At 40.5% G+C, this 12,202-nt stretch carries 9 protein-coding genes and 2 pseudogenes; 8 read left to right on the top strand and 3 right to left on the bottom strand.

The features are described from left to right. Positions 1 to 102 precede the first annotated feature (102 nt). The 4 genes and pseudogenes from sigK to NST34_RS07040 form a co-directional block, all read left to right on the top strand. A complete protein-coding gene (sigK, locus tag NST34_RS07025) occupies positions 103 to 804 on the top strand; it encodes an RNA polymerase sporulation sigma factor SigK (RefSeq protein ID WP_042125228.1) in 702 nt (233 codons plus the stop codon). Positions 805 to 1,593: 789 nt separating this feature from the next. Then, on the top strand, positions 1,594 to 2,214 hold the full coding sequence (locus NST34_RS07030) for a TetR/AcrR family transcriptional regulator (RefSeq protein WP_076298195.1): 621 nt from the start codon (positions 1,594 to 1,596) through the stop codon (positions 2,212 to 2,214). A gap of 156 nt (positions 2,215 to 2,370) precedes the next feature. Beyond that, positions 2,371 to 4,248 carry an alpha/beta fold hydrolase gene (locus NST34_RS07035; protein ID WP_076284433.1) on the top strand — a complete coding sequence of 626 codons (1,878 nt, stop codon included), beginning with the start codon at positions 2,371 to 2,373 and terminating at the stop codon, positions 4,246 to 4,248. A gap of 599 nt (positions 4,249 to 4,847) precedes the next feature. Then, a pseudogene (locus NST34_RS07040) lies at positions 4,848 to 5,185 on the top strand (sigma factor-like helix-turn-helix DNA-binding protein); the annotation flags it as partial. A gap of 219 nt (positions 5,186 to 5,404) precedes the next feature. Here NST34_RS07040 and NST34_RS07045 read toward each other — a convergent pair. Beyond that, positions 5,405 to 8,557, bottom strand: a complete 3,153-nt coding sequence (locus NST34_RS07045; RefSeq protein WP_341127450.1) for an amidase family protein — start codon at positions 8,555 to 8,557, stop codon at positions 5,405 to 5,407. Positions 8,558 to 8,876: 319 nt separating this feature from the next. Here NST34_RS07045 and NST34_RS07050 point away from each other — a divergent pair, with 319 nt between their 5' ends. The 3 genes and pseudogenes from NST34_RS07050 to NST34_RS07060 all read left to right on the top strand — a co-directional run. Then, positions 8,877 to 9,023: a hypothetical protein gene (locus NST34_RS07050; RefSeq protein ID WP_339801587.1), complete on the top strand. Its 147-nt coding sequence runs from the start codon at positions 8,877 to 8,879 to the stop codon at positions 9,021 to 9,023. A gap of 102 nt (positions 9,024 to 9,125) precedes the next feature. Continuing rightward, the gene (locus NST34_RS07055) at positions 9,126 to 9,320 is read left to right on the top strand and encodes a hypothetical protein (protein ID WP_341127451.1); all 195 of its coding nucleotides are present in this window, start codon (positions 9,126 to 9,128) and stop codon (positions 9,318 to 9,320) included. Between the two features lie 24 nt (positions 9,321 to 9,344). Next, a pseudogene (locus tag NST34_RS07060) lies at positions 9,345 to 9,611 on the top strand (sigma factor); the annotation flags it as partial. A 38-nt stretch (positions 9,612 to 9,649) separates the two neighbouring features. Here the strand turns inward: NST34_RS07060 and NST34_RS07065 are convergent. Together NST34_RS07065 and NST34_RS07070 are read right to left on the bottom strand one after the other, a co-directional pair. Next, positions 9,650 to 9,937 carry a transposase gene (locus tag NST34_RS07065; protein WP_076298193.1) on the bottom strand — a complete coding sequence of 96 codons (288 nt, stop codon included), beginning with the start codon at positions 9,935 to 9,937 and terminating at the stop codon, positions 9,650 to 9,652. Positions 9,938 to 10,135: 198 nt separating this feature from the next. Then, on the bottom strand, positions 10,136 to 11,041 hold the full coding sequence (locus tag NST34_RS07070; protein ID WP_339269561.1) for an AraC family transcriptional regulator: 906 nt from the start codon (positions 11,039 to 11,041) through the stop codon (positions 10,136 to 10,138). A 219-nt stretch (positions 11,042 to 11,260) separates the two neighbouring features. Here NST34_RS07070 and NST34_RS07075 point away from each other — a divergent pair, with 219 nt between their 5' ends. Next, positions 11,261 to 12,199, top strand: coding sequence for an ROK family protein (locus NST34_RS07075; RefSeq protein WP_341127452.1), 939 nt, complete (start codon positions 11,261 to 11,263; stop codon positions 12,197 to 12,199). Positions 12,200 to 12,202 lie beyond the last annotated feature (3 nt).

Raw genomic sequence — 12,202 nt, forward strand, 5'->3', positions numbered from 1 at the left:
TACATGCACTTCTAGGCATCTACCCACATACAATAAGATGACCATGAACCCGTAAGGCTAACAGATCGGTTTCATTGTACAAGTGCGGGAGGTGTCGCCAAGTTGCCTGGATTCTTAAGTACGATCGCGTTGCTAATCAAAGAACTGACGTTGCTGGTATCCTACGTAAGGAACAACGCATTTCCACAGCCGCTCTCGGAGCAGGAGGAAAGCAAATACTTAGGCATGATGGCTGAAGGGGATGCTAAAGCCCGAAATTTGCTTATCGAGCACAATTTGAGACTTGTCGCCCATATAGTAAAGAAATTCGATAATACCGGAGAAGACATGGAGGATCTCATCTCCATCGGCACGATCGGCCTGATTAAAGCCATCGAGAGCTATCGCCCGAACAAAGGCACAAAGCTAGCCACTTTTGCTGCCCGATGTATCGAAAACGAAATTCTGATGCACCTTAGATCTTTGAAGAAAACACGGAAAGACGTATCTCTGCACGATCCAATTGGGACGGATAAAGAAGGTAATGAAATTACACTCATCGATATCCTTGGCTCCGAGGCTGATGATGTCATTAAAGAAGTGGATTTGAAGATCGAGAAAAGCAAGATTTATCGTAATCTTGATATACTGGATGATCGGGAAAAGGAAGTTGTCGTTGGGCGATTTGGACTTGATACAGGTGGAGAAGAGCGGACGCAGCGGGAGATTGCCAAGGAGCTGGGGATCTCGCGGAGTTATGTTTCGCGGATTGAGAAGAGGGCGCTGATGAAGCTTTATCATGAGTTTTATAAGGCGAAGCGGTAGGGTTTACAATAGTAATAAAGATTCACAAAAGATTGTGTTAAAAGCGACTTGCCAACAGGGGAGTTGCTTTTTTGTTAATTCAAGTAGTTGGGCTAAATGAACATAAAAAAAGCACATTTAGAAAATTAACTTTTTAACTGCTGAGGGGTGTTATTATGACATACAAAGAAATTTATGATCTCCATATTCAATTGTTACATGTATATGAGAACAATGAAAAGCACCAAGGTCCATATCAGAAGCAAATAATTTACTTTAAGAGACAGTTTTTTATAGCTGAAGATATAGTTCAACGAATTTTTTTAAAAATCAGTTAATAAAAATTCATGAAAAAAGTAGAGAAATAAAGATAAAGTGGTGTTCAGAAGAATACTTTAAATGATGCATAGATTTAATATATATATGTTTTGAATGTAGGAATAAGCTTCTAGATAGATAACTCTAAAATGATCGCTAGCAAAAAAAGAGTAGTAATAATTGTCGCTAGACTTATATCTACAAGAGTTGAAATGATGTAGTAATAATATGGATATAATGAAAATATATTTTTGAGTCACTAACACGCCCTAGTCGCTTTTGATTAAAGAGGATGAATCTGCCGATCAGATCCAATAACCTCGTGAATATCTCTGGAATGTGGATAACCCGAAGCGGTTTAGTAATTCCATGACGTATTTAACACAGCGTTAATACTATATGTGGACAAGTAGGAGGGGGTTGAGGTGAAAGAGGATCTTTTGATTAACAAAAAACTTGTTTTTATTTGATTAGTACTATATAGTTCTATCTATGACGAATAAAAAATTGAACAATGAATCTGCTAAATCTAAGAGTTCCAATCCGGTTAACCGGACCAAGGCAGTTGAAGTGGCTGCACAGTTATTTCTGCGTCAGGGGTACAGCTACGTTAGTATGGATGAGGTAGTACGGGTTAGCGGAGTATCCAAGTCGAATATTTATTACCATTTTAAAAACAAGGAGGAATTACTTCATGCTGTGGTGCAGTACTGGATCGCCCAGTATGAATCAGATCTTTACCTGCTGCTCAGTCAGCGTGAACGAGAGGTAACAGAACGCATCTATTCGTTTATGGCGTTACTGTCCGCAGGCATAGAGGGTCGGGATTATGAAGGAAGTTGTCCGTTTATTACACTGTATATGCAGACACCAGCCAGTGCACCGGAAGTAAAAGAAAGCATATCCCGTTTCTTTCGTGAGTTGCAGCCGATGATGGAGAAATTGTTCCAACAGGGGCTGGATGGCGGGGAGTTTCGTAAAGGAATCGAGCCGGGGCCAGCAGCAGCATTATTTATTGCGGCAATGGAAGGTTCCCTTGTGCTTGCGGAGACCGCGCGTGATACAGGAATTATTGAACAATCAGCACGTACTTTTTGTCAGATGCTTCGGTAAACGAAGCTCTTTTTTTGAATATTATTAGTACTTTATAGTACTATAAGGGGCGGATACACAGTGAATGTTCATACTACTCGTGAAACAAATACGGAGCACACTAGGGACATAAAGCAGGTTATTAACAAGAGGGAAATTGAACCAGCAATCATTTTCATGACAGGCAGTACAGGCTTTATCGGTAAGGAAACAGTAAAACAACTCGCGGCTGGGGACACAAAATTGTTGTTGCTTGTTCGTTCCGAACCAAGAGCCAGAGTTGTGCTGCAAGCTTACGGAGTGAAGAACTTCGACCGAATTACATTTATCCACGGCGATTTGTCCAAACCAGGTCTCGGCCTTGTATTGACTGATCGGCAGCTTGTTCTCGAAGCAGACGTCATCATTCATGCTGGCGGCACGATGGATGTTACTCTGGAGCGTAAAGAAGCAGAACAGATTTTTATGAACGGCGCGAAGGAAGTGGCGGAACTGGCTGGCGAGATCCATCGTACACGCGGACTGAGACACTTTATCCATGTTGTTGGATTTATGAGCCCGTATGGACAACGGGACGAAAAGGGGGAATACATTCAGGTCAACAAACTAGAAAATCATGAAAGTGCATATGAAGAAATGAAATTTCACGCTGATCTGTATATCCGTGAACATGCAGAGGCGAATCAGTATCCGTTGTCTGTTGTCAATCCAAGTACAGTCGTGGGACCGCGGCCCACGGGTGAAACCGAGCAAACGGGTGGTATCGGACTGCTCATTCAGGCGATTCAGAAACGATTCATGCCTGTTGTACCGGGAGGTTCATCGTATTGGTTGCCGCTTGTGGAGAATGATGTGGTTGCAAAGACCCTTGTCTTTTTATCCAAAGAAACAGCTCCAGTGGGAGGAACGTATCCACTTTTGGCGCGCAAAGAAGATAGTCCTAGCATGAAGGAATTACTGCATCTTCTGTCACAGCAAATGGATGTTCCAAAGCCCAAATGGGCTGTACCACTGACATGGGTTCAATGGGCGATGAAATCAGGCGGTACGCGGATCAGCGGTGTTCCAGCAGAATCGGTTTCTTTTATCACCAACAGAACATTTCCGGTGGAAGAGACGGAGGCTCTGTTCACACGTATGGGACAATCCTGGCCTGATATCAGGGAACAGCTTCCATTTGTGACAGCCGACTTGGATTATCGTCTCCGTCATGCATCATCTGGGACTTTGCCAGCCGGTTGTATTCGATCACGGATAGGAAATTTGGCTGCACTTGGTTGGGATGGTGAAGGAGAGTCGTGGATCATCGTACATGGTTTGCTTAGTTGTGCCGATGAGATGTTACCTTTGGGAGAACGGCTTCGGGAACTGACAGGAAACCCGGTATGGCTTGTCGATCTGGCCGGATTCGGTCGGTCACCTGTTCATCAGAAGAGTGAAGCGTTTGAAGGCCAGGTGCATGAACTACTCACCGCACTTCGCGAGTTGGAAGGCCCGATGAAGCTGATCGGTCACTCTGTTGGGGGCGCAATTGCGGCTACGGCGGCATTCAGGAGCGGACGCACAGATATTCAGCTTGGTTTATTGCAGCCCGTAGGTCATAACTCTAACCAGACAGCTCTGCGTATGGCTTCCCGTATGCCAAGAGATTTCGTGCGTACCCTTCTGGCCGGGCGATCCGAAGCTGGCTGGAATCGTATGCTTCAATCAAAACGTGACACGGATCACCGTGTAATTAGAAGATTTGCAGAAAAGGTGAGGTCCAGTATGCAATCTCCACGCATTGCGGGTGCGCATACCGATTTGTTACGCTGGATTCATACCGGGAAGGGCAAAGGAGTCCAAGACAAGTTATCGATGGGGACGTGGAGTAAAGCTGATCAGGCGAAGAGCACAGTAGTGGTCTGGGGCAAGGAAGATGAGGATTACCACTATCCTGAGGAAATCGATCCACAGGTTAAATGCGTAGATGTACCCTATGGTCATTATTTTCCGGTATTTCAGCCCCATGATACTGCTGCGATTCTTGTAGAGTGGTTCAATACCAAGAGATGAGACGAGTCCAGTTCTCTACGGTGCAGGAATCCCGCGAATACTGTCGAAAGGGTCAAGTTCGATTAGGATGTGTCTTAGAACTCCTAAAGGAGCAGATTTTGCCGAATTTAGTTCCAAGCCAGAAACTTTTTCGCAGGCGTACCGGGGTACGTCAAGAGAAAGTGACGCAGCAGGGGGACGAAAAGGCGGTGAAAGATGCCCTTAAGTGAGATTTAAGACACGACCTAATTGATTTGAGAAGTCACTTTCTAAGTAAAGAATTTTGGATATATGTTCTAAATGAACTTAATAATGTAGTTCGAACGGGATATGACTACAGAAGAATTGATACTGAGTTTTTCTCTGTAGTTAAGGGTCTTTTTCGTTGCAATATTACAGATGAGGTTAAAAGAATTTTAGGACAAGTAAATGCAGTGCTTCAACAGATAAATAGTATGGGAAAATAGTAGTAGAAATATTGTAATTGAAGAAGAAAATTCAAGATAGCTAAGTGAAAGGCCACATAGGAGCGTAAGAACTCCATGTGGCTATTTAATTGTTTGCTTGCCCAGAGACATGCATAATTCAGTCCATTTCTAGTTATTACATCGCATCGTGTCCACAACCTCAAAAAATTCGATAATACTGGGGAAGACATGGAGGATCTGATCTCCATCGGCACGATCGGCCTGATTAAAGCTATCGAAAGCTATCGCCCGAACAAAGGTACAAAGCTGGCCACTTTTGCTGCCCGTTGTATTGAAAACGAAATCTTGATATTCTGGATGACCGAGAGAAAGAAGTTGTGGTGGGTAGGTTTGGGCTGGATACAGGTGGGGAAGAGCGGACGCAGCGGGAGATTGCGAAGGAGCTGGGGATTTCGCGGAGTTATGTGTCGCGGATTGAGAAGAGGGCGCTCATGAAGCTGTATCATGAGTTTTATAAGGTGAAGTGGTAAGACTGATGACAATTACACAGTAATAATCCATTAATAATAAAACTTGAAAAGCGACTTGTCTACGGATGAGTCGTTTTTTGTGTGGATAGGGTTCGCCCTACTTATGATACGGTTCATCGCACTATCTGTAACGGCAAGTTATAAGGCCATCCCTTTCGGGATGGCCCTTCCTGTAAACGTGGTTACTCGAGTACTCTGTCATTTTTAATTGAATTTCTTTTAATTAATAGTTCCTAGTAATCTGGAAACAATTGCTGCAAACTCTGCTCTAGTAATATCTTTTTCAGGCTTAAATGTACTGTCTGCGTATCCTGTAATAATATTATTGGATGCGAGTGCATCAATGGAATCATAATACCATGCATTTCTTGTAACATCTTTGAATGATGTGTTTCCAGTACCTGTTAGCTTAAAAGCTCGAGTGATTAGTGCCGCTAATTCACCACGACTAATCTTCTCATCTGGACGGAATCTTCCGTCACTATATCCGTTCATCAAGCCTGATCCAGCAGCTGCACCAATAAACTTATTCGCCCAATGAGTTGGAGATACATCTATAAAGTTACTTTCTTGTCCTTCAAGTCCCATGTAAGTTGCAATTACTTTAATTGCTTCGGCACGAGTCAAACCTGAATTTGGACGGAATGTTCCATCGGAATAACCGGTCAATAATCCCTTAGCAATTAGTGCGTCAATGCTTGCTTTTGCCCAATGATTCATTGTATCTACAAAACTAACAACTTTCGGCTTATCTGCTGGTGTTATTGTTTCTGCAGGTGCCGTTGTTTCTATAGGCGTTGTTACTGCTGGAGGTGTACCTCCTCCAGTATTTGAATTGGTTGGTCCATTATCTGTGTTTGGATTAGGATTAGTAGAGTTTGAAACATATTGAAGTGCTGGAGCAAATGTTGTAAGTAGTCTAGCTTGACTTTGTTGCTCAAGAGCGTAGCCCATGCCTAAAATTTTTGCATCGTCCCATGCTCTACCAACCAGTTGCATAGAAATAGAATATCCGCTGTCATTCGTTCCTACAGGAACAACTACAGTAGGGAGACCCACATTAGAGGTTAATACGCCCGTGTTACGGTCAGAACTTAATTGAGAAGCTGATGCGTCATTGTTATATACGTCACTAATAAAACCTGCATAAACAACAGCATCAACGCCATTCGCGTCCATCCAGTTTTTAATAACTTCCTTATAGTCTGTTCTATACTTAATGTAATCTTGTACAGCTTGTTCAGTCATACGAGTTGGAGTACTATATCCTCTTTGATTATAGATAAGCACCTTATCTGAAGCTAGTACACTTGCTCCATCAATATAAGGGAAGTCCTTATGAAGCTCAATATAACGTGCCCAACCTTCAGTAGATCCATTAATACCTGAAGGACGACTAGGGCCTGATGGTACAGCTGACATTTCAACCATTGTCGCCCCCGCTGCTTGAAGCTCTGAGAACTTATCCATCACTGCCCGTCCAGTATCATCATCAGCATATGCAGATACAAAGGATGCAGGGATATATCCAATTTTCTTTCCTTTCAATGCATAAGCATCCAGAGATTCCATCCAATCCACTGGACGCTTATGATCTGCATCAGCAGTGACTGTGAAAATATCTTGTGGGTCCGTACCCGTTGTAGTATTCAATATAATAGCTAGGTCAGTTACTGTTTTAGCAATGGGACCTGCATAATCTTGTCCCCAAGTGAGTGGAAGTACTCCTGTAGTACTTGCCATACCGTCTGTACCCCGGAAGCTTTTTAAGCTAGCGCCTGTAGTTGGTGCATAGAGAGATACCCCTGTTTGCGATCCCATTGCTGCTGCTGCAAAATCAGCTGCAACAGATACTGCAGACCCGCCGCTTGAGCCAAAAGATGTTTTTGATGGATAGAGTGCATTCCATGTTTGCTGCCAGCCGCTCTCACTAAAGCTTCCGCTGTTAGCAAACTCAGAAGTATTTACTTTACCAATAATTACAGCTCCAGCTTCCCGCAGCTTTTTCACTTGGAATGCATCGGAATCAGGCTGCCAGCCTTCAAGAGCTTTACTGCCACCTGTAGTAGGCATATCCTTTGTGTCATAAATATCTTTTATCGCAATTGGAATACCCAATAAATCACCTTTTACACCTTGTGCACGGGCATCGTCAGCAGCTTTTGCTTGGTTAAGCGCAGTTTCAGATACATGCAGGAATGCATGGAATCCCAATTGTCCCTCATCGTATACCTTAATTCTATCTAAATAGGCTTGAGTAATTTGTACAGAAGTAGTTTTACCATTAATCATATCCTTCTGCATTTCTGCAATTGATTTATTCTTAACATCATACGGCGATGAAGTTATTAATTTTTTGGCCGCAGGAGCATTTGGAATATCCAGATGATCTCCAGTATCAAGTCCCTCTATAGCAGATATATCCCAGTTGCTAATTGAACGAATTTGTGCTTTTGTTAATCCTGTTACATCCAGCAGACTATTAAGTCCATCTAGCATAGCAACCAGATTTTTCAACCCTTCTTCACCAGCTTCTCCAACTTGTACATAATTTACTAGGGACTTCGATTCGCCCGGCCCAATATTTAGTGAATTAATGAACCCATAGAAATTCGCTTCATTTCCATACTCAGCTAAGGGTACTGTGAATGGATCCTGTTGCTGATTCCCTAGACCTGTTAATCCATTATCAAACGGTTTTGGTGATCCCACTGCAACGCCTAGCGGCTTATTGTTTCTGGCACTGCTATCTACAACAATCCATGAATCATCTGTTGTTACCTTTAGATCGCCTGAGTAGGTTGCCTTAACTACTGAAGCATTTGTTGTTGTACCATATCCTAAAGAGCCACCGAATGATACATCAACTTTTATAGCGACATCATTTTTATTAGTGAATGTATCAAAGAATCTCGTTCGATTATGAATAGTATCCACATACACCTCACGTGTTACAGTTACATTTCCTAGATTTACAGATTGAGCCGAAGTAAACTTATTAACGCCATCGTATTTCAAGTCAAACCCACGCATCATTTGACCATTCATCAGTGGAGCTGAAGGCGAGGACACTTTAACAAAGATATTGCCGAAACCTTGTACTTGTGTAGCACCAACTGTACGTAAACTTCCTGTGTCTAAGCTAGGAGCAAAAACATCGTGAATCTCCCATACTGTGCCACTTTCTGAAGTAACTCTAGTTAAAGCGTCAGCTGTTTGGAACGGAATTATACTCGTAGCAATAACAGATAACACAATTGAAGTAGCTATAAATTGCTTTTTACTCCAATTTTTTTTTGCTGGTGAATATTCAGATCGGGTGGAACCAGAATGATCTCTTTTAGTTTCACGTAGACGTTTGAACTTATTCATGTGCGTAATCTCCTTTTCCTTTATGTATTATATTATTTAATGTTAGGAAATATAACACTTGTATTTGTTTCAGTCAATAAATATTATGAATTTAATATATTTTGAGTTTATAAAAAGGAGGAAAAGGCTTTTTTGATTATTAAGTGTAATGTATATGTAAACTATTTTGTTAAATATATAACGTTGTATGATAGGTTTTAGGGGGCGTAGGATATTGAGTATCATCATCCGGCTGCATCATCAAAAACCTTGAATTTCACGAAATCAAAAAGAAGAGGAACAGCTAATAATTAACGGAGAATATTATGTTTTTCATTTCATGAAAGTGGAAGATTTCTATATGGGAGAATGGCATAAAGCAGAATCGCTGATGATTCCAGATGCACTAGCCCGCAAGATCAATAATGGGCATCCTGAAAAGAGTAAATTATCTGCTGGGAAAGAAGCCATAAGAATAGCCAGGTAGTATATCTGGAATAAGTGGGATTTCATTGTGGAAACCACTTTAGCGGGTGGTAACGTTATAAGGCAGATGAGGGATACAAAGGAATAAGGCTTTGAAATTATTGTGTTTTATGTGGGACTAGCAGATGTTCGGCTAAATATTGAATGTATTGCTCTACGTGTGAAAAACGGTGGCTATCATATTGAAGCCGAAGATATTGTTAGACGCAATTTAACAAGTATGATTAATCTGATATCTCACTTAGAGTTGATTGATCAATTAATTGTTATTGATAATAGTAAAGCTGTAATTGGCTAATTTTTTTTGACATCGCATCATGTCCACAACCTCAAAAAATTCGATAATACTGGGGAAGATATGGAGGATCTGATCTCCATCGGCACCATCGGCCTGATTAAAGCTATCGAAAGTTATCGCCCGAACAAAGGGACAAAGCTAGCCACTTTTGCTGCCCGTTGTATCGAAAACGAAATTCTGATGCACCTGCGTTCGCTCAAGAAAACACGTAAAGATGTATTTCTGCACGATCCGATTGGAACGGACAAAGAGGGTAACGAAATCACGCTCATAGATATCCTTGGCTCCGAAATTATTTTTAGGTCTACCATAGTTTCGTGTAAGTAAACTCATTCCAAATGAAGCGAACGATTCAATATTTCTGAAGGTGACTCCCATGATCGTGCTTCCAAGTTGCCCCTACTGCGGGAAAAATGCGCTAAATCCATAACTACGGCAACCGGATTAAGCAGACCCATCGCAGGATGATTCTCATAATAAGCAAGTAATTCTTTCGATGTCCTGCCTAGAATGATGTCTAGCAAAGAGTCACCACGCAAATCATGCAACCCCGTATTGCAGGTATGACCTTCAAGGATAGCAAAATCATCAATTCCTAACACCCCTCCAAGTTTCACTCGTTCCTCATGATAACATCGGTTTTTTTTGAGTGTCTACTTGAAGGGCACACTACCACTTGTCGATTTTTTTATAAGATTAATATATAAAACAAGTCGAATACGTATATCCCCAAAGTGCTTTGATTTGCTGGTTGAAAACAAAAAAACGCTATTCAGATTCTTGATCAGTTTATAGAAGCGCTCTGTAAATAAGTCTCAGTTTTCTGGTACTAATAGCGTTTGTTGGTTGAGCTTTCTCTTGAACTCCCCAGGTGGCATTCCCATTTCTGCTGAAAAAACAGTGGTAAAATAGTGAACTGTTTTAAAACCTGACATTTCTGAAATTTCTTTGAGGGTAAGGTCGGTATCTGAGAGGAGGATGCTGGCTTTTCTCATTCTCTCTCTTTTAATATAATTTGAAAACGATTGGCCTAATTCATCCTGGAAAATACGTGATAAGTGTCTTTCTGAAATGTGAATAAAATCCGCTACATCGCTCATTTTCAATGATTGAGATAGGTTGTCATGGATGTATAGCTTCGCTTGATATACTAAGGACGAATAAATACGAATTTCTTTATTCTTTTTGTATTTAATTTGTTGTTCATTAAATAAACCAACAATACTTGAATAGAAAGAAGAACATAAGCCTTGAAAGCAGTCGTTGAACAATAGGTGAAAATCACAGGCCATAACGAGGATCGAAGTCCATAGTTTTACAACGGGAGATTGGCTAGCATTATTAATAATGAATTTTTTCGTTTTTTCTAGATTAGTGAAAAGTTCTATTAATTTCTTTGTTGATTTTGTTTTTATAATTTCAAATCCAACAAAAATAATTTCCAATCCAGTTTCGCTTAAAATTTGGTGTTTAACGAAGGGGCGGGAAAGGAAAAGGGACCCACTCGTTATATGAAATGAATGTCCATCATCCATATACTCACCTTCACCGTTGACAATATAACACAGTTCAAAATAAGAATGTTGATGTGGCTTGTTATTGTAATGATCGGGTTGAGCACCCCAATAGTGAATTAGAATGGAAACATCACTTCCGTTGACTTGAATAGATTCCTGATTAAGAGCAATTGAACCATCTATAAACAAATCAGTCCATTCCATGGCTGTCTTCCCCTTTCAAAATAATGATGAACCACATTAATGTTCCCGCTTTGATAGTAGCATATTTCTCCACGAGTGTATCACGAATGTCTCGATTTTATAAAAATATGACTGGTTTCTCAAAAGATTAAGGAGAGAACAAGATTTATACTAAAATTAAATATTGAATGATCCAATATAAAAAGGGTATTTTGCCAAAAAGGGATGTGAAGAGTTGTAATGAATAAATATTCGATCGCATTTGATGTCGGAGGATTGTTTATAAAATCAGCTGTTTTAAACGACGATGGGGAAATAGTTCCTAACTCGTATGCCATCTTCCCCTCGAAATCAAAAGAGACTAAAGAAGGTATCATTGAACATTTGGTGTTCATCATTAAGCAGCAAACAAATGGAATTTTGGATAAAGACTTCGAAATAACTGGAGTTGGCTATGCATTTCCAGGTCCATTTGATTATGAAAGCGGGATAAGTTACATCAAAGGTATCGATAAATTTGAAGAGATATACGAAGTGAACCTTCGTGATCTATTAATAAATCGTCTTAAACAAGAAAGTTCTTTTCATTCAAAGACAAGTAATGATTTTCAGATTGTTTTTGATAATGATGCTAGCCTGTTTGCTTTAGGAGAATATGTATCCGGCAAGGCTGGAGGTTACAACAAATCCATCTTTTTAACGATTGGTACGGGGGCAGGATCGGCATTTATGGAAAATGGAAAATTGGTAAAAGACAGACAAGATATACCGGAAAATGGATGGATCTATAATCAACCATTTAAGCAATCCATAGTCGATGACTATATTTCTAAAAGAGGTATCTTAAAACTGGCGAATGAATTAGGCCTTAGTACATCAGACAACGAAGTGGAAACATTAGCCGCTATGGGCAAAAATGAAGACCAGAGGGCAAAGATGGCATTCCGAATGTTTGGAGAATATATAGGAAAAGCTTTAAATCCATATATAAAAAGTTTTAAACCAGATGCGATCATTCTTGGCGGTCAAATTACAAAAAGTAAAGATTTGTTTATGAATGGGGTTTATGAAACGCTTGAGAACAAAACGGTAAACATTGAATGTTCTGAAGAAACCTCACTGAGTACATTTAAAGGTGTAGCAAATCTATTAAAGCAATCTATTAGAAGGAAGGAATAAAAT

The organism is Paenibacillus sp. FSL H7-0714 (assembly GCF_038003765.1).
In the GTDB taxonomy this organism is placed as follows: domain Bacteria; phylum Bacillota; class Bacilli; order Paenibacillales; family Paenibacillaceae; genus Paenibacillus_AQ.

Excerpts from the sequence above, each read along its gene's own strand:
- NST34_RS07030 (WP_076298195.1), top strand. The coding sequence starts at position 1,594 with ATGACGAATAAAAAATTGAACAATGAATCTGCTAAATCTAAGAGTTCC.
- NST34_RS07035 (WP_076284433.1), top strand. The coding sequence starts at position 2,371 with ATGACAGGCAGTACAGGCTTTATCGGTAAGGAAACAGTAAAACAACTC.
- NST34_RS07045 (WP_341127450.1), bottom strand. The coding sequence starts at position 8,557 with ATGAATAAGTTCAAACGTCTACGTGAAACTAAAAGAGATCATTCTGGT.
- NST34_RS07050 (WP_339801587.1), top strand. The coding sequence starts at position 8,877 with ATGAAAGTGGAAGATTTCTATATGGGAGAATGGCATAAAGCAGAATCG.
- NST34_RS07070 (WP_339269561.1), bottom strand. The coding sequence starts at position 11,041 with ATGGAATGGACTGATTTGTTTATAGATGGTTCAATTGCTCTTAATCAG.
- NST34_RS07075 (WP_341127452.1), top strand. The coding sequence starts at position 11,261 with ATGAATAAATATTCGATCGCATTTGATGTCGGAGGATTGTTTATAAAA.